Genomic DNA, 19,990 nt, shown 5'->3' with positions numbered 1-19,990 from the left:
GGCCATGCTCGGCCCCGTCCTCATCGCCAACCGGGGCGAGATCGCCGCGCGCATCGCCCGCACCTGCCGCCGGCTGGGCGTGCCCAGCATCGCCGTCTTCTCCGACGCCGATGCCGAGGCGCTGCACGTCGAGGCCTGCGACCGCGCCGAGCGCATCGGCCCCGCCCCGCCGCGCGACAGCTACCTCAGCATCCCCGCCATCCTCGACGCCGCGAAGCGCTCCGGCGCGCGCATGGTGCATCCGGGCTACGGCTTCCTGAGCGAGCGCGCCGAATTCGCCGAGGCCTGCGCCGCGGCCGGCCTCGCCTTCATCGGCCCGCCGGCCCCGGCCATCCGCGCCATGGGCGGCAAGGCCGCGGCCCGCACGGTGGCGGAGGAAGCGGGCGTCCCCTGCCTGCCGGGCGCGCCGGAGGCGACGGCCGAGGCCGCCGCGCGCATCGGCTTCCCGGTGATGGTGAAGGCGGTGGCCGGCGGCGGTGGCCGCGGCATGCGCCTCGCCGCCGATGCCGCCGCCCTGCCGGGCGCCATCGAGGCGGCGCGGCGCGAGGCCGCCATCTTCGGCGATGACCGCCTGCTGCTGGAACGCGCCGTGGTGCATGCGCGCCACATCGAGGTGCAGGTGCTGGCCGACGCGCATGGCACCGTGCTGCACCTGGGCGAGCGCGACTGCACCCTGCAGCGCCGCCACCAGAAGCTGGTGGAGGAGAGCCCCGCCCCGGGCATGGACGAAGCGACGCGCGCCGAGCTGGGCCGCCGCGTCTGCGCCCTGGCCCGCGCCGTCGGCTACGCCGGCGCCGGCACGGTGGAGTTCATCGCCGAGGCGCCGCTGCACCCCGACCGCATCTGGTTCATGGAGATGAACACCCGCCTCCAAGTCGAGCATCCGGTCACGGAGGCGGTCACCGGGCTGGACCTGGTGGAATGGCAGCTCCGCATCGCCGCCGGCGAGCGCCTGCCCTTCACCCAGGACGACATCCGCCTGGAGGGCCATGCCGTCGAGGCGCGGCTCTGCGCCGAGGACCCGGCGCGCAACTTCCTGCCCTCCCCCGGCCACCTGGCGCGCCTCGACCTGCCCGGCGGCGTGCGGGTGGATGCCGGGGTGCGCGCGGGCGACACCGTCACGCCCTTCTACGATTCCATGCTGGCCAAGCTGATCGCCCATGCGCCGACGCGCGCGGAGGCGCTGGAGCGCCTGGCGGAAGCCCTGGACGCGGTGCGCGCCGAGGGGCTGCGGGTGAACGCCCCCTTCCTCGCTGCCGCGCTGCGCGCGCCGGAGATGCGCGCGGCCACGATGCACACACGTTTCCTGGAGGAGGCGCGCAAGCGCCTGGTGGAGCAATGCCTGACGGAACCCGCCCAGTGACCGCCCCCGCCACCGGCTGGCAGCCCGAGCTGGACGAGCTGCGCCTGCGCGAAGCCCATGCCAAGGCGATGGGCGGCCCCGACAAGGTGGCCCGTCAGCATGCCGGCGGCCGCCTGACGGTGCGCGAGCGCGTGGCGAAGCTGGCCGACCCCGGCAGCTTCCACGAGATCGGCGCCATCGCCGGCCGCGCCGAGTATGACGACAAGGGCGAGCTGCTGCGCCTCACCCCGTCCAACTGCGTGATGGGCCGCGCGACGGTGGACGGCCGCAAGGTGGTGATCGTCGGCGACGACTTCACCGTGCGCGGCGGCAGCGCCGACGCCACCATCCGCGAGAAGCCGGTGATGGCCGAGCGCATGGCGAACGAACTGCGCCTGCCCATCATCCGCGTGATCGAGGGCTCGGGCGGCGGCGGCTCGGTGAAGACCATCGAGACGACGGGGCGCGCCAACCTGCCCGGCGGGGTGGGGGGCACGCAGCTCTTCCACCTCACCACCGCCAACATGGCGGTGGTGCCGGTGGTCGGGCTCGGGCTGGGCTCGGTGGCCGGGCTGGGTGCGGCGCGGCTCGCCGCCTCGCACTATTCCGTGATGACGAAGCAATCCGCCATGTTCGTCGCCGGCCCGCCGGTGGTGGCGCGGCTGGGGCAGGACCTGTCCAAGACCGAACTGGGCGGCTGGGAGATCCAGACCAAGTCCGGCGCGGTGGACCATGCGGTGGAGACGGAGGAGGAAGCCTTCGCCGCCGCCCGCCGCTTCCTGTCCTACCTGCCCTCCTCCGTCCACGCCCTGCCGCCGGTGACGGCGTGCGAGGACGACCCGCAGCGGCGCGACGAGAAGCTGTTCACCGCCATCCCGCGCGACCGGCGGCGCGTCTACCAGATGCGCCCCATCGTGGAATCCGTGGTGGACCGCGGCTCCTTCTTCGAGATGGGCAAGATGTTCGGCCGCCCCATCATCACCGGCCTCGCGCGGCTGAACGGGCTGCCGGTGGCGGTGATGGCCTCCGACCCCTTCTTCTATGGCGGCTCCTGGACCGCCGATGCCTGCTCCAAGATCATCCGCTTCCTCGACCTCGCGGAAACCTTCCACCTGCCCGTGGTCTACCTGTGCGACTGCCCGGGCTTCATGGTGGGGCTGGAGGCGGAGAAGGCGGCGACCATCCGCCTGGGCGTGCGCGCCATGGCGGCGATGGGGCAGACGACGGTGCCCTGGTGCACGGTCATCATCCGCAACGCCTTCGGCGTGGCCGGCGCGGTGCATGGCCCGGCCAGCCGCCTCTCCCTGCGCTACGCCTGGCTGTCCGCCCGCTGGGGCTCCTTGCCTTTGGAAGGCGGGATCGAGGCCGCCTACGCCGCCGACCTCGCGGTGGCCGACGACAAGGCGGCGAAGCTGGCGGAGATCGAGGACCGGCTGAACCAGCTCCGCTCCCCCTTCCGCACGGCGGAAACCTTCTGGGTGGAGGAGATCGTGGACCCGCGCGACACGCGGCGCCTGCTGACCGACTTCGCCGACCTCGCCCGGCCGCTGCTGAGCCCCACCCCCTCCGCACTGCGGATGCGGCCGTGAGGCGCCTGCTCCTCGCCCTGCTGCTGCTCGGCGGCGCGGCGCAGGCGCAGCAGCCGGCGCGCATCCTGGGCGGCTTCGCGGCCGGCGGCACCAGCGACATGGTGAACCGCATCATGGCCGAGGGCGCCGCCGCCAGCCTGGGCGCCCGCCCGGTGGTGGAGGTGCGGACCGGCGCCAACGGCTTCGTCGCCGCCGCCGAGGCCGCGCGCTCGCCCGCCGATGGCTCCACGGTCGTGCAATGCTCCACCGGCATGCTCACCATCTCGCCCGAATTGCCGGGCGCGCAGATGCCGGTGGACCCTCAGCGCGACCTCGTTCCCATCGCCAACTTCGCCCATTCCACCCAAGCGATGTTCGTCGCGGCCACCTCCCCCTTCCGCACGGTGGAGGAGTTCCTCGCCGCCGCCCGCGCGCGGCCGGGCACGCTCACCTACGCCTCCGCCGGCATCGGCGCCGTGTCCCATCTTTCGGGCGCGCGGCTGGAGCAGATGGCGGGCATCCAGCTCGTCCATGTCCCGTTCCGCGGCGCTGCGCCGGGGGTGGTGGAGGTGATGGCCGGCCGGGTGGACGCCATCATCACCAACCTGGGCGATGCGGTGCAGCAGGTGCGCGGCGGCTCCATGCGCATGCTCGCCTTCGCCGACGGCATCGGCAGCCCCGCCTTCCCCGATGTGCCGCAGGTCGGCGCGGCGGTGCCGGGCTATGCCGTTTCCGGCTGGTTCGGCTTCTGCGCCCCGCGCGGGACGCCCGAACCGGTCATCGCCCGCTGGGCCGGGGCCATCCGCGCCGCGGTGGAGGACCCCGCCACCCTGCGCCGCCTGGGCGAGAACGGCCTGGTGCCCCGCTACGAGAACCCCGCCGCCTTCGCCCGCACCATCGCCACCGACCGCGCCACCTGGGGCGCGGTGATCCGCAACGCCGGCATCCGCGCGGAGTGACCCACCGATGAAGCGCCTCCTCCTTGCCTTCCTGCTGCTGCCCGCCCTCGCCGCCGCGCAGGACCGGCCGCCGCGCATCCTGGCCGGCTTCGCCCCCGGCGGCACCGGCGACCTCGTCGCGCGCCTCATCGCCGAGGGGGTGGCGCCGCAGCTGGGCGCCCGCCCGGTGGTGGAGAACCGCACCGGCGCCAACGGCTTCATCGCCGCCGAGGCGGTGGCGCGCTCCGCCCCCGATGGCGCCACCGTGCTGCAATGCCCCATGGGCACCATGACCATCAGCCCCGAGCTGCCGGGCGCCGTGCTGCCGGTGGACCCGCGGACGGAGCTGATCCCGGTCGCCAACTTCGCCCTGTCCTCCTACGGCGTCGTCACCGGCGCGCGCAGCCCCCACCGCACGCTGGAGGAGCTGGTGGCCGCCGCGCGGCAGCGGCCCGGCGCGCTGAGCTACGCCTCGGCCGGCATCGGCACCGCGCAGCACCTGACGGGGGCGCGGCTGGCCAGCATGGCGGGGCTGGACATGCTGCACGTGCCCTTCCGCGGCGCGGCGCCTGCGGCGCTGGAGGTGATCGCCGGGCGCGTGGACCTGCTCATCACCAACCTGGGCGACGTGGTGGGGCAGATCCGCTCCGGCGACCTGCGCCTGCTGGCCCTGGCCGACCGCGAGGGCGTGCCGGAATTCGCCAGCGCCCCCCGCCTGCCCGACATCGTGCCGGGGCTGGAGGTGGCGGGCTGGTTCGGCCTGTGCGGCCCGCGCGGCATGGCGCCCGCCGCCATCGCGCGCTGGTCCGATGCCATGGCGGTGGCCCTGCGCGAGCCCGCCATCCGCCAGCGCCTGCTGGAAAGCGGCCTGACCCCGGTGACCGAGGGGCCGGACGCCTTCGCCGCCCGCATGGCGCGCGACCGCCAGGGCTGGGGCGAGACCATCCGCCGCGCCAACATCCGCGCCGACTGAGCGGCGAAGCTGGCCGGGGGAGGGTTGGTGGCCAGGCCCCAACCGCCGGGTAGCGGGCCATGGCCGCCTTCGATGCTGCCTGGGCCCTGGGTGAACAGGCGTGGCGCGTCGGCGAGGCCCTGCCGGGCGCCGGCCACTCGGCACCGGGCCGACGGCGCGGTATCCTCGCGCCCCGCCCAAAGGACCCCTCCCGGCCGTGGACATCCGGCACCTGCGCTACTTCCTCGCCGTCGCCGAGGAGCTCAGCTTCACCCGCGCCGCCGCGCGCCTGCACATCGCGCAGTCGCCGCTGTCGCAGCAGATCAAGGCGCTCGAGGCCGACCTGGGCGTGCCGCTCTTCCACCGCACCAAGCGGCACGTCGAGCTGACGGAGGCCGGGCGCGTGCTGATCGGCGAGGCGCGCGCGATCCTCAAGCGGATGGACGAGGCCCGCCGCGCCGCGCGCCGGGCGCATGAGGGCCTGACCGGGCGGCTGGTGATCGGCTTCACCAGCTCCGCGAGCTACGACGTCCTGCCGGACCTGCTCGCCGCCTACCGCGCCGCGCACCCGGACGTGGACATCGTGCTGCGCGAGGGCGTGCTGAGCCCCGACCAGCTGCGGGCGATCGAGGAGGGGGAGCAGGATGTCGGGCTGCTGCGCCCGCCGGTGCGCAACCCGGGCATCGCCCTGCTCGTGGTGCGGCGGGAAAGGCTGGTCGCCGCCCTGCCGCAGGGGCACAAGCTGGCCCGCGCCGCCCGGCTGCCGGTCGGCCGCCTGGCCGGCGAGGGCTTCATCATGTACCCGCGCGCCGTCGGCGCCGCGCTGAACGACCCCGTCGTGGCGCTGTGCCACGCCGCGGGCTTCACGCCCTCCGTCGCGCAGGAGGTCGGGGAGCTGCAGACCATCATGCGCCTGGTCGCGGCCGGCATGGGCGTGGCGCTGCTGCCGGCCTCCGCCGGGCTGCTGCGCATCGAGGGCGTGGCCCTGCGCCCGCTGCGCGAGGCGAGCCCGGTGCTGGAGCTCGCGCTGGCCTGGCGCAGGGACAGCACCTCCCCGCTGGTGCGCGCCTTCGTCGCGCTGGCCCGGGCGGGCCTCGGCGGCGCGGCGGCGCGGCCCCTGGCGGTGAGACGTGAGGCGTCTTAATCCGGACGATCAAAGTGTTGGACGGCAAGGCCCCTTCCCGGCTCCATGGCCGCGGAGGAACCGCCCGCTTGAACGACACCCCCTGCAAGACCGCGCCGCGGGCCGACGCCCGGGCGCCCGATCCCCGCCATCCGTCGCGGCCCCGGGCATGATCGCGCGCCTGGGGGAAGTGCCGCCGGCCATGCGCGCGGTGGTGATGACGGAGTTCGGCGGGCCGGAGGTGCTGGCCTGCCGCTCCGTCGCCGTGCCGGTGCCCGGGGATGACGAGGTGCTGATCCGCGTCGCCTATTGCGGCGTGTGCCGGCACGACCTGCTGACCCGCAAGGGCGCCTTTCCCCACGCCCGCGTGCCGGTGATCCTCGGCCACCAGGTCAGCGGCACCGTCGCCGCCGCCGGCCGGGCGGTGCAGGACTTCCGCCCGGGCGACCGGGTGATGACGACGATCTTCCTCGGCTGCGGCGCCTGCGAGCGCTGCCTGTCCGGCAACGCCTCGCTGTGCGAGGGCGAGCGGCCGAAATTCCTCGGCGAGGACGTGGATGGCGGCTATGCCGAATACGTCGCCCGCCGCGCGGATGGCGTGGTGCCGCTGCCACCCGAGGTGTCCTTCGCCCAGGCGGCCATCGTCTCCTGCACCCTCGGCACCGCCTGGCACGCGCTGGTGACGCGCGCGAAGCTGGCCGAGAGCGAGACGGTGGTGGTCACCGGCGCCAGCGGCGGCGTCGGCGCGCACGCGGTGCAGGTCGCGGTGGCGCTCGGCGCGCGGGTGATCGCCATCACCTCCGGCGCCGGCAAGGCGGAGGCGCTGCGCCGCCTGGGCGCCGCCGAGGTGGTGGTGTCGCCCGAGCTGGATTTCGCCCGCGCGGTGAAGGCGGCCACCGGCGGCCGCGGCGCCGACGTGGTGCTGGAGATCGTCGGCGCCCGCACCCTGGCGGAATCGCTGCACGCGGTGCGCAGCGGCGGGCGGGTGGTGATCGTCGGCAATGTGGAGGGCAAGGCGGCGACGCTGCGCCCGGCGCACCTGATCCTGAAGGAGGTGGCGCTGCTGGGCACCAAGTCCTGCACCGCGCAGGAACTGTCCGAGGTGCTGGCGCGCGTGGCCGACGGGCGCCTGGTCGCCGCGGTCGAGGGCGTGGTGCCGCTGGAGGACGCCGCCGGGCTGCACCGGCGCATGGAGGCCGGCGAAGGCCAGGGCCGGCTGGTGCTGGAGGTGGCGGGGGGCTGATGCGCGATGGCATGACCTTCGCCGCGCTGCTGGAGCAGCGCCTGGCCACGGCACCCGACGCGGTCGCCTTCATCGCCGATGGCGAGCAGGTCACCGTCGCCGGCTTCGACGCGCTGTGCCGCCGCGCCACCGCCTGCCTCCAGGCCCAGGGGGTCGGGCGCGGCGACCTGGTCGCCGTCTGGCTGGTCAACCGCATCGAATGGCTGGCGCTGCTCTTCGCGCTGGCGCGGCTGGGCGCCGCCCTGGTGACGGTCAACACCCGCTACCGCAGCGAGGAGGTGGCGCACATCCTCCGGCGCAGCGGCGCCCGGCTGCTGGTGACGCAGGCCGGCTTCCGCCGCGTGGACTTCCTGGCGATCCTCGCCGGCATCGCGCCGGGGGAGATCCCGGCGCTGGAGCGCATCGCCCTGCTGGACGGCGACGCCGCCGCCCCCGCACAGGTGCTCGGCCGCCCCGTCACCCGGCTGGACCTGCGCGCCCATGCCCCGGCGCCGGGCGAGGACGCCTCCGACCCCGGGGCACCGGCGATCCTTTTCCCCACCTCCGGCACCACCAAGGGTCCGAAGCTGGTGATCCACCCGCAGCGGACGGTGGTGGGCCACGCGCGCAACTGCGCCGCGGCGCATGGGCTGGACCAGCCGGGGGCGGTGCTGCTGGCCGGGCTGCCGCTCTGCGGCGTGTTCGGGCTGAACAGCGTGCTGGCCGCCTTCGCCGGCGGCGCCCCGGTGGTGCTGATGGAGGCCTTCGAGGGCCCGGCCGCCGCCGCGCTCTTCGCCCGCCACGGCGTCACGCACATGTATGGCAGCGACGAGATGTTCCGCCGGATGATGGACGCCGCCCCGGGCGACCAGCCCTTCCCCACCGCGCGCGTCTTCGGCTTCGGCGCCTTCACCACCAGCTTCGCCGATGACGCGCGCGACGCCTGGTCGCGCGGCATGCCCTTCCTGGGGATGTACGGCTCCAGCGAGGTGCTGGCCCTCTTCGCCCTGCAGCCGCGCGAATTGCCGGTGGAGGAGCGGGTGCGGGGCGGCGGCCGCCCGGTGGCCGGCGCGGCGGTGCAGCTGCGCATCCGTGACGGCGCGACGGGCGCCCTGGCACCGGCCGGTGCCTCCGGCGAGATCGAGATCCGCGCCCCCAGCACCTTCCTGGGCTACCTGAACGACCCGGAGGCGACGGCCGCCGCGCTGCTGCCGGACGGCTTCTTCCGCACCGGCGATGTCGGCCACCTGCGGCCCGACGGCACGCTGGTCTACGAGGCGCGCATGGGCGACGCGATGCGCCTGGGCGGCTTCCTGGTCAGCCCGGCCGAGATCGAGGACGTGCTGAAGCGCCTGCCCGGCGTGGCCGACGCCCAGGTGGTCGCCGCCGAGATCGGAGGGCAGCCGCGCGCCGTCGCCTTTGTCATCCCCGCGCCCGGCGCGGCGCCGGAGGCCGCGGCGCTCATCGCGCGCTCCGCCGAGGGGATGGGCGCCTTCAAGGTGCCGGCGCGCCTCTGGTTCGTCGCGGAGTATCCCATGACCGACGGCACGAACGGCCTGAAGGTGCAGCGCAACCGCTTGCGCGACATGGCCAGGGAGCGCCTGGCGCTGGAGGAACGCGCATGAGCGCATCGCTGCATTTCGAGGAATTCGCGCCGGGCCAGGTCTTCGTCAGCACCGGGCGGACGGTCACCGAAACCGACCTGACCATGTTCTCCATGCTGTCGGGCGACTGGAACCCGATCCACGCCGACGCGGCCTTCGCCAAGGGCACGCGCTTCGGCCAGCGCGTGGTGCATGGCGCGCTGGGCATCGCGATGGCTACCGGCATGATGCACCAGCTGGGCATCTTCGACCGCACGGCGGTCGCCATGATGTCCCTGCGCGAATGGAAATTCGTCGCGCCCATCCTGGTCGGCCAGACGCTGCACCTGGAGCTCACGATCCTGGAGACGGAGCCGGGCAGCAGCCGGCGCGTCGGCCGCGTCAACCGCCGCCTGCGCCTGCTGGACGAGCACGGCGCGGTGATCCAGGACGGCACCAGCGACGTGCTGGTGCTCAAGCGTCCAGCCGCCGACAGCCCCGCCGCCTGACCGTTTTCCGACCCTGAGGGACTTCCGATGAACCTGACCCGCCGCGGCCTCCTGGCCTCCACCGCCGTCCTTTCCGCCGCTCCGCACGCCCCGGCGCGCGCCCAGTCCCAGGCGATCAAGATCGGCGTCCTGAACGACATGTCGGGCGTCTACCGCGACGCCAGCGGGCCCACCTCCGTCGCCTGCGTGCGCCAGGCGGTGGAGGAGTTCCGCGCCGCCCATGGCGGGATCGAGGTGGAGGTGGTCTCGGCCGACCACCAGAACCGCCCCGATGTGGGCTCCAACATCGCCCGCCAGTGGATCGACCGCGAGGGCGTGGACATGATCGTGGACGTGGGCAACAGCGCCGTCGCGCTCGCCGTCAACGGCATCTGCCGCGAGAAGGACCGCGCCTACGTCAACTCCACCGCCGGCTCCACCGACCTGACCGGCGCGCAGTGCAGCCCGACGCTGGTGCACTGGACCTACGACAACTACATGCTGTCGCGCTCCACCGGCGGCGCCATGGTGCGCGCGGGCGGCGACACCTGGTTCTTCATCACCGCCGACTACGCCTTCGGCCATTCGCTGGAGCGCGAGACCTCCGCCTTCGTGCGCGAGGCGCAGGGCCGGGTGCTGGGCAGCGTGCGCCATCCCTTCCCGGCGACCAGCGACTTCGCCTCCTACCTGCTGCAGGCGCAGGCCAGCCGCGCCAAGGTGATCGGCTTGTGCAACGCGGGCAACGACACCGTGGCCTGCATCAAGCAGGCGGCGGAGTTCGGCATCACCCGCCGCGGCACCAAGATCGCCGGCATGCTGATGTTCATCACCGACATCCACGCGCTGGGGCTGCAGACCGCTCAGGGTCTGGTGCTGACCGAAAGCTTCTACTGGGACCTGAATGACCGCACCCGCGCCTTCACCCGGCGCGTCCTGCCCAAGACCGGCGGCATCCACCCGGCGATGAGCCACGCCGGCTGCTACGGCGGCACGCTGCACTACCTGAAGGCGGTGGCCGACCTGGGCGTGGCGCAGGCCAAGCGCAGCGGCGCGGCGACGGTGGCGCGCATGAAGGCGATGCCCACCGACGACGACGCCTTCGGCGCCGGCTCCATCCGCCCCGATGGCCGCAAGCTGCACCCCTCCTTCCTGTTCGAGGTGAAGCGGCCGGAGGAAAGCCGCGGCGGCTGGGACTACTACAAGCTGCTGGCGACCACCCCGGCGGACCAGGCCTTCCGCCCGCTGGCCGATGGCGGCTGCGCGCTGGTCCGGTAGCGGCCGGGCCGCGCGAGGGGGCCGGCCAGCGGCGCGTCAGTAGCCGCGGCCGCGCTCCACCAGCCCCAGCAGCGCCTCGCCCCTGGCATGGCGCTCCAGGTTGGCGAGGACGGCCTCCACCGCCGTCTCCGGCTGGGTCATGCTGGCGATGTGGGGCGTCAGCCAGATGCGCGGATGCGTCCAGAACGGGTGGCCGGGGGGCAGCGGCTCCGGTTCCGCCACGTCCAGCACCGCGGCGGCGAGGTGGCCGCTGTCCAGCGCCGCCAGCAGGTCCGCCTCCACCAGGTGCCCGCCGCGCCCGGTGTTCACCAGGCACGCGCCCGGTGGCAGCCGGGCCAGCAGGCGCGCGTCCAGGATGCCGCGCGTCGCCTCCGTCAGCGGCAACAGGCAGACGAGGATCTCCACCTCGGGCAGCATGTCGTCCAGCCGCCGATGCACCGTCACGCCCTCGATGGCGCGCGGGGAGCGGTTCCAGCCATGCAGCCGGAAGCCCAGGGGCCGCAGCGCCGCCAGCACCGCCTGGCCCAGCACGCCCAGCCCCATCACCCCCACGCTGCGCCCACGCGCCAGGCGCACCGGCTCGGGCTGCCACAGCCCGGCGGCCTGGCGCTGGCGATACAGCGGCAGGTCGCGGTGCAGGGCCAGCACGGCGGCGAGGCAGTATTCCACCATGCCCTGGGTCAGCCCGTCCTCGATCATCCGCACCACCGGCAGGCCGGGCGGCAGGCTGTCGAGCGGCAGCTGGTCCACCCCCGCGCCGACGGAGAACAGGATCTCCAGGTTGGGGAAGGTGCCGGGGATGTCCTCCGGCGGCATCCAGGCGCACAGGAAGCGCACCTTCGCCGGGTCCCCCGTCTCGGGCCACAGGTGGAAGGGGAGGTCGGGGCGGCGCTCGGCGAAGGCGCGCTGCCAGATCAGGCCGCGCGCCGGGTCGGCCTTGTAGACGAAGCTCATCAGAGCGAGCGCGAGGGACGGATGGGCTCGCCCGAGAGGAAGCGCGCGTGGCGGAAGGGCGCGGGGTCCACGATGGGCGCCTCACCGGTGGCGAGGTTGGCGGCCAGCGTGCCGGCGGCGGGGCCGATGCCGAAGCCATGCCCGCTGAAGCCGGTGGCCAGCACCACGCCGGGCAGCCCCTCGCAGGGGGAGATGACGGGCACCGCGTCGGGCGTGGAATCGATGGCGCCGCCCCAGGCCTCCGCCACCTCGATGCGCTGGCCCGGATAGGCGGCGCGCAGGGCGGACAGGGCGCGCTCCACCAGCGCGGGGTCGGGCGCGGGGTCGCGCACGCGCTCGGCCTCGAAGGGGCTGGGGGCGTCCATCGCCCAGGAGGCGCCCTTCATGCCCTGGAGGAAGCGGCCGCCCACGCGGAAGCGCAGGTTCTCGCGCCGCTTGAGGTACATGGGCCAGAAGGCGCGGGCGTTCAGCAGGTTGTCGGGCGTCAGCTCCAGCGTGCCGACGCCGCTCAGCGCCACGGTGTAGCCGCCATCCAGCCGGCGGCGCACGCAATAGGCCTTGGTGGCCAGGTTGCCCTCGGTGATCTCCGGCCCCGGCACGGTGCGGAAGGCCGTGGCGTTCACCACCGCCGCCGGCAGCTTCACCCCGTGGCGCTTGAGGAACAGCGAGGACCAGGCGCCGCCGCTCAGGATCACCGCGTCGGCGCGGATGCGCCCCTTCTCCGTCACCACGGCGCTGACGCGCCCGCCGGTGGTCTCCAGCCCGCGCGCGGCGCAGTCCTGGTGGATGGAGACGTTGCCCATGCGCCGCGCGCCGGCGGCGATGGCGGGGGCGGCCATGGCGGGCTCGGCGCGGCCATCGGTGGGGGTGTGCAGCCCGCCGATGAAGGCTTCCGCGTTGCCGGGCAGCAGCTCCTTCACCTCGGCGGCGGACAGGACGCGCGTGTGCTGCTGCATGCCCTGCGCCTCGTCGGCCCAGCCCTCCCACTCGGCCATCTGCGCCGGGTCCCTGGTGGCGCGGATGATGCCGGTGCGGCGGAAGCCGGCCTCGGCGCCGATCACCTCGTTCATGTCGCCCCACAGGCGCAGGCTGGCCTGGGCGAGCGGGATCTCCTGCGGGTCGCGGCCCTGCACGCGGCACCAGCCCCAGTTGCGCGAGGATTGCTCGGCGCCGACATGCCCCTTCTCCAGCAGCGCGACGGAGCGGCCCTGCCGCGCCAGGTGCAGCGCCGCCGAGACGCCGATGATGCCGCCGCCGATGATGACGACATCCGCCGCCTCGGGCAGGCGCTCGTCGCTGGGGATGCGGTCAACCGGCGGGGACATGGGCGGCTCCTTCGTCGAGCGGGGATTGCAGGGTGAGGTCGTCGCGGATGCAGGCCGAGAGGTGGCCGGGCGCCACCTGCCGCAGCGGCGGCGGCGCGGCGCGGCAGGCATCCAGCGCGAAGCGGCAGCGCCCGGCGAAGGCGCAGCCGGGCGGCGGGTCCAGCGGGCTGGGGATGTCGCCCTGCAGGATGATGCGGCGGCGGCGCGCATCCGGGTCGGGGTCCGGCGCGGCGGAGAGCAGCGCCTCGGTGTAGGGGTGGCGCGGGGTGCGGAACAGGTCGCGCGTCTGGGCCACCTCCACCAGCCGGCCCAGGTACATCACGGCGATGCGGTCGCTGATGTGCCCGACCACCGAAAGGTCATGCGAGATGAACAGGATGGTGAGGCCCAGCCGTTCTTTCAGCTCCAGCAGCAGGTTCACCACCTGGGCCTGGATGGAGACGTCCAGCGCGCTCACCGGCTCGTCGGCCACCAGCAACTGAGGGCGCAGGATCAACGCGCGGGCGATGCCGACGCGCTGGCGCTGCCCGCCGGAAAGCTCATGCGGATAGCGCGCGGCGTGGTGGCGCTGCAGGCCCACCATCTCCAGCGCCTCCATCACCCGCTCGCGCCCGCCAGGTTCGCCCTGGATGGCGAGGGGCGCGGCGACGATGCGCTCCACCGTGTGGCGCGGGTTGAGCGAGGCGAAGGGGTCCTGGAACACCAGCTGCATCCGCCGGCGCAGCGGCCGCAGCGCGGCGCGGTCCCGCCGGGTGATGTCCTGGCCGTCGAAGCGGATGGTGCCGCCGGTGGGCTCCAGCAGGCGCAGGATGGCGCGCCCCACCGTGGTCTTGCCCGAGCCGCTTTCCCCCACCAAGGACAGGATCTCGCCGCGATGGATGTCGAGGCTGACTCCGTCGATCGCCTTCACCTGGCGCGGCGCGCGGAACAGGCCGCCGCCGACCGGGAACCACTTGCGGAGGTCGCGCAGCTCGACCAGCGGCGTCATGCCGCCAGCTCCTTCCAGCGCAGGCAGCGCACGGCGCGTGCCTCGCCGGCCGGTTCCAGCACGGGGGCCTGCGCGTCGCAGCGGCCGGGCTGGTGGTGGGCGCAGCGCGGGTGGAAGACGCAGCCGGGTGGCATGGCGCGCGGGTCCGGCACGTTGCCGGGGATGGCGGGCAGCGGGCCGCGGCGCTGCCCGGCCAGCTCCATCCGCGGCACCGAGCGCAGCAGCCCGGCGGTGTAGGGCATCAGCGGCTGGCGGAACAACGGGCGCAGCGGCGCCTGCTCCACCGCGCGGCCGCCACACATCACCAGCACGCGGTCCGCGACCTCGGCCACCACGCCCAGGTTGTGGGTGATGAAGACCATCGCCATGCCGGTGCTCTGCTGCAGGCGCTTCAGCAGGTCGAGGATCTGCGCCTGGATGGTGACGTCCAGCGCCGTGGTCGGCTCGTCGGCGATGAGCACCTGCGGGTCGCCGGCCAGCGCCATGGCGATCATCACCCGCTGGCGCATGCCGCCGGAAAGGTGGTGCGGGTAGTCGTCCAGCCGCTGCCGCGCGGCGGGGATGCCAACGAGATCGAGCAGCCGCGCCGCCTCCTCCCGCGCCGCAGGGGCGTCCATGCCGCGGTGCAGCCGCACCGCCTCCGCCACCTGCGCCCCGACCGCGGTGGTGGGGTTGAGCGAGGTCATCGGCTCCTGGAACACCATCGCGATGGCGCCGCCGCGCAGGCGCCGCATCTCGGCCTCCGGCAGCGCCAGCAGGTCCTGCCCGTCCAGCAGGGCGCTGCCCGTCACCGCGGTGCCGCGCGGCAGCAGGCGCATCAGCGCGAGGCTGGTGACGGACTTGCCGGAACCGCTCTCGCCCACCACCGCCAGCGTCTCGCCGCGCGCCAGGGTGAAGGACAGGTCGTTCACTGCCGGCACCGCGCCGAAGCGCACCGACAGGCCGCGCACGTCGAGGATCATCGCCCGCGCATCCGCGGGTCCAGCGCGTCGCGCAGCCCATCGCCCAGGAAGTTGAAGGAGGTGACGGCCAGCGTGATGGCCAGCCCCGGCAGGATGGCCAGCCAGGGCGCGGAGGTGAGGTAGATCTGCGCGTTGTTGAGCATGTTCCCCCAGGAGGGCACCGGCGGCTGGATGCCGTAGCCGAGAAAGGAGACGTAGCTTTCCAGCAGGATGGCGCGCGCCACCGTCAGCGTCGCCGCCACCACGATCGGCGCCACGGCGTTCGGCACCAGTTCGTGGATGATGATGCGCGCGTCGGAGGCGCCGAGCACCTGGGCCGCCACCGCGAAGTCGCGCTCGCGCAGGGACTTCACCTGCCCCTCGACGATGCGCGCCACGTCCATCCAGGACGTCGCGGCGATCAGGATGATGATGGAGAGCAGGCCGGGCTGCACCAGCGCGGCCAGCGCCAGCAGCAGGAAGATGGTGGGGAAGCACAGCACCGCGTCCACCAGGCGCATCAGCGCCGCGCCCAGCCAGCCGCCATGGAAGCCGGCGACGGCGCCGACCAGGATGCCCACCGCCATGCCGATGGCCATGGCGGTGAAGCCGACGATGAGCGAGACGCGCCCGCCCATCATCAGCCGCGCCAGCATGTCGCGCCCCAGCTCGTCGGTGCCCAGCAGGTGCGGGCCGGAGAACGGGCCGGCGAAGCGGTTCATCACGTCGATGGTCGTGTCGTCGAAGGGCAGCAGGAAGGGGCCGAGGAAGCAGCCCAGCGTCAGCACGATGACCGTCGCGGCGCCGAAGGCGGCGAGGCGGTGCTGCGCGAAGCGGTGCAGGGCGGGGGCGGCCAGGGTCGCGCTCATCCCAGCCGGATCCGCGGGTCGGCGATGGCGTGCAGCAGGTCCGCCAGCAGGGAGCCCAGCAGCACCAGCACGGCGCTGAACATCAGGATGCCCATCACCACCGGGTAGTCGCGGTAGGAGATGGAATCGAGGAACAGCCGGCCCATGCCGGGCCAAGTGAACACCGTCTCGGTCACCAGCGCGCCGCCCAGCAGGGTGGGAAGCTGCAGACCCAGCACGGTGATCATCGGCAGGGCGGCGTTGCGGAAGGCGTGGCGCAGCAGGATGCGCCCTTCCGGCACGCCCTTGGCGCGGGCGGTGCGGATGTAGTCCTGGTTCACCACGTCGAGCATGGAGGAGCGCATGTAGCGGCTCCAGATCGCCGTCTCGACCAGCGCCAGCACCAGCGCGGGCAGGATGAGGTGGCGCAGCAGGTCCGGCCAGGAGCCGTCGCCGGGGGTGGAGCGGTTGCCGGAGGGCAGCCAGCCCAGCCAGACGGAGAACAGGTAGATGGCCATCAGCCCGAACCAGAAGGTAGGGATGGACAGCGCGACCATGGCGCCCACGGTGGCCAGCGTGTCGAAGGCCGAATGCCGGCGCACCGCGCCCAGCGTGCCGATGCCGACGCCCAGCAGGATGGCCAGCAGCGTCGCCGTCACCATCAGCTGCAAGGTGGCCGGCAGGTGCGCGCCGATGACGTGCAGCACCGGCTCGCCATCGCGGAAGGAGCGGCCCCAGTCGCCCCCCAGCATCCGCCAGAACCATTCGCCGTACTGCACCGGCAGCGGGCGGTTCAGCCCCAGCTGCTCGGCGATGCGGTCCAGGTCCTCCTGCGTCATGTCGGTGCCGGAGGCGAATTGCGACAGCGGCCCGCCGGGCGCCAGGTGCAGGATGGCGAAGCCCACCATGGAGACTAGCACCAGCAGCACCAGCGACTGCCCGAGGCGGCGGGCGAGGAAGCCGCTCACCTCACTGGGCCCAGAACCATTCGCGGATGTTCCAGCAGTTCGAGGAGCAGTTGAGGTTGGGGCGGTAGCCGTGCAGCCCCTCCTTCACGCCTTCCGCGTCGGCGCGCTGGAACATCGGCAGGATCGCCAGCTCCTCGCGCAGGATGGCCTGGATGCGCTGCATGGTGGCGCGGCGCTGCGCCTGGTCGAACTGGGTGGCGCCCAGCAGCAGCAGCCGGTCCACCTCGGCGTTCTGGAACTGGTAGTTGTTCTGGCCGCGCCCGCCCTTGGCCCCGATGGCGGAGGAATGGAAGCGCGGCGTCACGTCCGGGTCGGCGCCCTGGGTGAAGTTGACGCCGACCATGACGGACTGGAAGCGCGACTGTTGCCAGAATTCCCCCCAGATCACGGCGGCGGGCATGTTCTGCACGCGCATGGTGGCGCCGATGGCGCGCCAGTCCTGCATCAGCAGCTGCTGCGCCTGCTCGCGCACCGGGTTTCCTGACGTGGTGCTGTTGGTGAACTCCAGCTTCACGCCGTCCTTCTCGCGCACGCCGCCGGCGCCGCGGCGCCAGCCCGCCTGGTCCAGCAGGGCGTTCGCGGCCGCCGGGTCGTGCCGGTGCGCCGGCAGCTCCGGGTTGTAGGCCCAGGACTGGCGCGGCAGGAAGGATTCCGTGGGCGTCGGCAGGCCGTAGTAGATGGCGTCGATCAGCGCCCGCCGGTTCATCGCCATGTACAGCGCCTGGCGCACCGCCTTGTCCGCCAGCGGGCCGAATTCCAGGTTCGGCGCGATGTGCTCGATGGAGGGCGACGGGTTCACGTGGATGACGCGCCCGCGCAGCGTCCGCGCCTCCCGCACGAAGGGCGGCGAGATGCCCTGGATGCTCGTGTGGTCCACCTGCCCGGTGCGGAACTGGGTGTAGAGCACCGTCAGGTCGGGGATGTACTTGAACACCACCCGTTCCACGAACGGGCCGCCGCCATGGTAGGCGGGGCTGGCCGTCAGCGTGATGTTGTCGCCCGGCTGGCGGCTGCCCCAGCGGAACGGCCCGGTGCCGATGGGTGCGGTGTTGAAGGGTGCCGTGTTCGGGTCCACCCCGGCGAAGGCGTGCCGGGGCACCATGAAGGTCAGCGACAGGATGGACAGGTAGGGCGCGTAGGCCGTCTCCATCCGCCAGGTCAGCTCGTCCGGCGCCGTCACCTGGATGTCGCGCACCAGCTGGTGGCCGACGCGCGAGCGCGCGCGGAAGGACGCGTTGTTGATGAGGTCGAGCGTGAACTTCACGTCCTCGGCCGTGAAGGGCGTGCCGTCGTGCCAGGTGACGCCCGTGCGCAGCCTGACCTTCCAGGTGAGGCCGTCGGCGGAGATGCCGCCATTCTCCAGGCTCGGCACCTCGCGCGCCAGGTCGGGCACCAGCTTGCCTTCCGGGTCGGTGAACCACAGCGGGGAGAACAGGTTCCACCAGACGCCCTGGTCCACCTCGATGCCCGGCATCAGCGGGTTGAAGACCGTGGGTTCCTGCGAGAGGCCGACCACCACCTGCCCGCGCGGGCGCGCCGGCGGGCGGGGCTGGGCCACGGCGGCCTGCGGCAGGAGGGCGGCGGTGCCCAGCCCCAGCACGGCACGGCGATCGGTGCGGAAATGGTTCATGCTTGCCCCCTTCGATGCGCTCGCTTGCCGCGAGTGTTAACTACACCCCGCATCAATGCAAGGAAGTTTAACTGGATTACGCATTGGCGGCGCGCCATACAGGCGTGGCACGGCGAGACAGGGAACAGGGAATGGATGCTGCGCCACAAGGCCCGGCGCTGGATAGCCCGGAATGCGGCGAGGATGACCGCCGGCTGGGCGAGGCGCTGCGCCTGCTGCGCCGCCGCGCCGGGCTGACCATCGGCGCGCTGGCGGAGAAGGCGCAGCTGTCCCAGGCCATGGTGAGCCTGCTGGAGCGCGGCCGCGCAACCCCGTCCCTGCGCACCCTGCGCCTGCTGGGCCTCGCGCTCGACGTGCCCGTCTCCTACTTCTTCGAGGCGCGGGAGGAGGCGGCGCAACGCTACGTGGTCCGCCGCGGCGCGCGGCGCCTGCTGCGGCTGACGCGCAGCGGCGTGCTGAAGGAGGCGCTGCTGCCCCCCGGCAAGGGCCTGCTGGAGATGTACGAGCTGGCGCTGAACCCCGGCGGCGCCTCGGGCAGCGACTTCATGCAGCATGAGGGCGAGAAGGCCGGCTACCTGCTGTCCGGCCGGCTGCGCCTGGTGCTGGACGGCGCCGTCGAGCTGCTGGAGGCCGGCGACAGCTTCCGCTTCCCTTCCTCCGTGCCGCACATGTTCGACAATCCGGGCGAGGAGGTGGCGCGGGTGATCTGGGTGACGACGCGCGGCGCGGCGCCTTAGCCCACCCGCCCCGCCGCCATGCCCCGGGCGCACGCGCCGCCCGCGTTGCCGCCCCCGCGCCTCACCCGCCGCCGATCAGGATGCCGGCCGCGAGCACCAGCGCACCGCCGACCACGACCTGCGTGACCGCGCGCAGGAACGGCGTCTCCATGAAGCGGTTCTGGATCCAGGCGATGGCCCAGAGCTCGACGAACACCACCGCGAAGGCGACCGTCGTCGCGGTCCAGAAATGCGGGATCAGGTAGGGCAGCGCGTGGCCGAGCCCGCCCACCGTGGTCATGACGCCGGACGCCAGCCCCCGCTTCCACGGCGCGCCGCGGCCGGAGATCACGCCGTCATCGTGCGCCGCCTCGGTGAAGCCCATGGAGATGCCCGCGCCGACCGAGGCGGCGAGGCCGACCAGGAAGGTCGTCCAGGGATCCTGCGTGGCGAAGGCGGTGGCGAAGATCGGCGCCAGCGTGGACACCGAGCCATCCATCAGACCTGCCAGCCCCGGCTGGATCCAGGTCAGGATGGTCTGCCGCCTGGACTGCTCGTCCTCCCCCGCCCGCGCACCGGGCGTCAGGTGGGTCGCCTCGGCGGCCGTCACGCGGTTCATGTGGCCCCGCTCCTTCGCCGCGAGGTCGCCGAGCAGCCGCCGCGTGGCGGGATCGGTCGCCCGCGACGCCGCCGCCTCGTAGAAGCGGCGGCTGTCCGACTCCATCCGGGCGGCTTCCTCGCGGATCCGCTCCAGGCCCAGGTTCTCCACCAGCCAGACCGGGCGGCGCGCGTAGTAGCCGGCCACATGCTCACGCCGGATCAGCGGGATGGTGCTGCCGAAGCGCCGCTCGAACGCGGCGATCAGCGCGCGCCGGTGGCCGTCCTCCTCCTCCACCATCTCCTCGAACATCGCGGCGGTCGCCGGGTAGTCCTTGCGCAGGCGGTCGGCATAGGTGGCGTAGATGCGCGCGTCATCCTCCTCGGACGAGATCGCCAGCGCCAGCACCTCCTTCTCCGTCAGGCGGGAAAACGGCCTGCGGCCACCGAGAAACCCGAGCATCGCGCCTCCTGTCCTCCGTCGCATCCGCAGGCCGGCCACGCGCGGCGCGGACGGCGTGCCGGCGCAGGG

The 19,990-nt window shown here is 73.6% G+C and carries 18 protein-coding genes; 10 read left to right on the top strand and 8 right to left on the bottom strand.

Annotated features, from left to right (window positions below; translation table 11 throughout):
• Positions 1-4: 4 nt before the first annotated feature.
• From ACI6QG_RS06130 to ACI6QG_RS06090, 9 genes are all read left to right on the top strand, one after another.
• Positions 5-1,363, top strand: coding sequence for an acetyl-CoA carboxylase biotin carboxylase subunit (locus ACI6QG_RS06130; protein ID WP_407023690.1), 1,359 nt, complete (start codon positions 5-7; stop codon positions 1,361-1,363).
• A complete protein-coding gene (locus ACI6QG_RS06125) occupies positions 1,360-2,931 on the top strand; it encodes an acyl-CoA carboxylase subunit beta (protein WP_407023689.1) in 1,572 nt (523 codons plus the stop codon). The genes ACI6QG_RS06130 and ACI6QG_RS06125 overlap by 4 nt, the downstream gene beginning before the upstream one ends.
• Complete coding sequence (locus ACI6QG_RS06120) at positions 2,928-3,869, top strand: Bug family tripartite tricarboxylate transporter substrate binding protein (protein WP_407023688.1); 942 nt, start codon at positions 2,928-2,930, stop codon at positions 3,867-3,869. Before ACI6QG_RS06125 ends, ACI6QG_RS06120 begins: the two co-directional genes overlap by 4 nt.
• Positions 3,870-3,876: 7 nt before the next feature.
• Positions 3,877-4,821, top strand: a complete 945-nt coding sequence (locus tag ACI6QG_RS06115; RefSeq protein ID WP_407023687.1) for a Bug family tripartite tricarboxylate transporter substrate binding protein — start codon at positions 3,877-3,879, stop codon at positions 4,819-4,821.
• Positions 4,822-5,017: 196 nt separating this feature from the next.
• Positions 5,018-5,944: a LysR substrate-binding domain-containing protein gene (locus ACI6QG_RS06110; protein WP_407023686.1), complete on the top strand. Its 927-nt coding sequence runs from the start codon at positions 5,018-5,020 to the stop codon at positions 5,942-5,944.
• A gap of 148 nt (positions 5,945-6,092) precedes the next feature.
• Entirely contained in the window at positions 6,093-7,166 is a 1,074-nt protein-coding gene (locus ACI6QG_RS06105) for an alcohol dehydrogenase catalytic domain-containing protein (RefSeq protein ID WP_407023685.1), read from the top strand.
• Positions 7,166-8,770, top strand: a complete 1,605-nt coding sequence (locus ACI6QG_RS06100; RefSeq protein ID WP_407023684.1) for an AMP-binding protein — start codon at positions 7,166-7,168, stop codon at positions 8,768-8,770. The genes ACI6QG_RS06105 and ACI6QG_RS06100 overlap by 1 nt, the downstream gene beginning before the upstream one ends.
• Complete coding sequence (locus ACI6QG_RS06095) at positions 8,767-9,237, top strand: MaoC/PaaZ C-terminal domain-containing protein (protein WP_407023683.1); 471 nt, start codon at positions 8,767-8,769, stop codon at positions 9,235-9,237. The genes ACI6QG_RS06100 and ACI6QG_RS06095 overlap by 4 nt, the downstream gene beginning before the upstream one ends.
• A 27-nt stretch (positions 9,238-9,264) precedes the next feature.
• Positions 9,265-10,491: an ABC transporter substrate-binding protein gene (locus ACI6QG_RS06090; RefSeq protein ID WP_407023682.1), complete on the top strand. Its 1,227-nt coding sequence runs from the start codon at positions 9,265-9,267 to the stop codon at positions 10,489-10,491.
• Positions 10,492-10,527: 36 nt separating this feature from the next.
• On the opposite strand, the gene ACI6QG_RS06085 is transcribed toward ACI6QG_RS06090, so the two are convergent.
• Genes ACI6QG_RS06085 through ACI6QG_RS06055 form a run of 7 tightly spaced genes read right to left on the bottom strand, consistent with a single transcriptional unit; the run spans position 10,528 to position 18,145 of the window.
• The gene (locus ACI6QG_RS06085) at positions 10,528-11,445 is read right to left on the bottom strand and encodes a 2-hydroxyacid dehydrogenase (RefSeq protein WP_407023681.1); all 918 of its coding nucleotides are present in this window, start codon (positions 11,443-11,445) and stop codon (positions 10,528-10,530) included.
• Complete coding sequence (locus tag ACI6QG_RS06080; protein ID WP_407023680.1) at positions 11,445-12,770, bottom strand: NAD(P)/FAD-dependent oxidoreductase; 1,326 nt, start codon at positions 12,768-12,770, stop codon at positions 11,445-11,447. Before ACI6QG_RS06080 ends, ACI6QG_RS06085 begins: the two co-directional genes overlap by 1 nt.
• On the bottom strand, positions 12,754-13,758 hold the full coding sequence (locus ACI6QG_RS06075) for an ABC transporter ATP-binding protein (protein ID WP_407023679.1): 1,005 nt from the start codon (positions 13,756-13,758) through the stop codon (positions 12,754-12,756). The genes ACI6QG_RS06080 and ACI6QG_RS06075 overlap by 17 nt, the downstream gene beginning before the upstream one ends.
• Positions 13,755-14,720: an ABC transporter ATP-binding protein gene (locus tag ACI6QG_RS06070; RefSeq protein ID WP_407023678.1), complete on the bottom strand. Its 966-nt coding sequence runs from the start codon at positions 14,718-14,720 to the stop codon at positions 13,755-13,757. Before ACI6QG_RS06070 ends, ACI6QG_RS06075 begins: the two co-directional genes overlap by 4 nt.
• Positions 14,717-15,568, bottom strand: a complete 852-nt coding sequence (locus ACI6QG_RS06065; protein ID WP_407023677.1) for an ABC transporter permease — start codon at positions 15,566-15,568, stop codon at positions 14,717-14,719. Before ACI6QG_RS06065 ends, ACI6QG_RS06070 begins: the two co-directional genes overlap by 4 nt.
• Positions 15,565-16,515: an ABC transporter permease gene (locus ACI6QG_RS06060; protein ID WP_407023676.1), complete on the bottom strand. Its 951-nt coding sequence runs from the start codon at positions 16,513-16,515 to the stop codon at positions 15,565-15,567. The genes ACI6QG_RS06065 and ACI6QG_RS06060 overlap by 4 nt, the downstream gene beginning before the upstream one ends.
• A gap of 1 nt (position 16,516) precedes the next feature.
• A complete protein-coding gene (locus ACI6QG_RS06055) occupies positions 16,517-18,145 on the bottom strand; it encodes a peptide ABC transporter substrate-binding protein (RefSeq protein WP_407023675.1) in 1,629 nt (542 codons plus the stop codon).
• A gap of 131 nt (positions 18,146-18,276) precedes the next feature.
• Between ACI6QG_RS06055 and ACI6QG_RS06050 the strand changes: the two genes are divergently transcribed.
• Entirely contained in the window at positions 18,277-18,882 is a 606-nt protein-coding gene (locus ACI6QG_RS06050; protein WP_407023674.1) for a helix-turn-helix domain-containing protein, read from the top strand.
• A gap of 61 nt (positions 18,883-18,943) precedes the next feature.
• Here ACI6QG_RS06050 and mbfA read toward each other — a convergent pair whose 3' ends face one another.
• Positions 18,944-19,921 carry an iron exporter MbfA gene (gene mbfA, locus ACI6QG_RS06045; protein WP_407023673.1) on the bottom strand — a complete coding sequence of 326 codons (978 nt, stop codon included), beginning with the start codon at positions 19,919-19,921 and terminating at the stop codon, positions 18,944-18,946.
• Positions 19,922-19,990 lie beyond the last annotated feature (69 nt).

This window comes from Sabulicella flocculans (genome assembly GCF_045449635.1).
In the GTDB taxonomy this organism is placed as follows: domain Bacteria; phylum Pseudomonadota; class Alphaproteobacteria; order Acetobacterales; family Acetobacteraceae; genus Roseococcus.
The sequence above is the reverse complement of the archived record's forward strand: the minus strand, read 5'-3'. Positions and strand labels throughout refer to the sequence as shown.

Coding starts and splice junctions, on each gene's coding strand:
- ACI6QG_RS06115 (WP_407023687.1), top strand. CDS start 3,877: ATGAAGCGCCTCCTCCTTGCCTTCCTGCTGCTGCCCGCCCTCGCCGCC.
- ACI6QG_RS06090 (WP_407023682.1), top strand. CDS start 9,265: ATGAACCTGACCCGCCGCGGCCTCCTGGCCTCCACCGCCGTCCTTTCC.
- ACI6QG_RS06070 (WP_407023678.1), bottom strand. CDS start 14,720: ATGATCCTCGACGTGCGCGGCCTGTCGGTGCGCTTCGGCGCGGTGCCG.
- ACI6QG_RS06095 (WP_407023683.1), top strand. CDS start 8,767: ATGAGCGCATCGCTGCATTTCGAGGAATTCGCGCCGGGCCAGGTCTTC.
- ACI6QG_RS06130 (WP_407023690.1), top strand. CDS start 5: ATGCTCGGCCCCGTCCTCATCGCCAACCGGGGCGAGATCGCCGCGCGC.
- ACI6QG_RS06085 (WP_407023681.1), bottom strand. CDS start 11,445: ATGAGCTTCGTCTACAAGGCCGACCCGGCGCGCGGCCTGATCTGGCAG.
- ACI6QG_RS06105 (WP_407023685.1), top strand. CDS start 6,093: ATGATCGCGCGCCTGGGGGAAGTGCCGCCGGCCATGCGCGCGGTGGTG.
- ACI6QG_RS06075 (WP_407023679.1), bottom strand. CDS start 13,758: ATGACGCCGCTGGTCGAGCTGCGCGACCTCCGCAAGTGGTTCCCGGTC.
- ACI6QG_RS06080 (WP_407023680.1), bottom strand. CDS start 12,770: ATGTCCCCGCCGGTTGACCGCATCCCCAGCGACGAGCGCCTGCCCGAG.
- ACI6QG_RS06050 (WP_407023674.1), top strand. CDS start 18,277: ATGGATGCTGCGCCACAAGGCCCGGCGCTGGATAGCCCGGAATGCGGC.
- ACI6QG_RS06065 (WP_407023677.1), bottom strand. CDS start 15,568: ATGAGCGCGACCCTGGCCGCCCCCGCCCTGCACCGCTTCGCGCAGCAC.
- ACI6QG_RS06100 (WP_407023684.1), top strand. CDS start 7,166: ATGCGCGATGGCATGACCTTCGCCGCGCTGCTGGAGCAGCGCCTGGCC.
- mbfA (WP_407023673.1), bottom strand. CDS start 19,921: ATGCTCGGGTTTCTCGGTGGCCGCAGGCCGTTTTCCCGCCTGACGGAG.
- ACI6QG_RS06055 (WP_407023675.1), bottom strand. CDS start 18,145: ATGAACCATTTCCGCACCGATCGCCGTGCCGTGCTGGGGCTGGGCACC.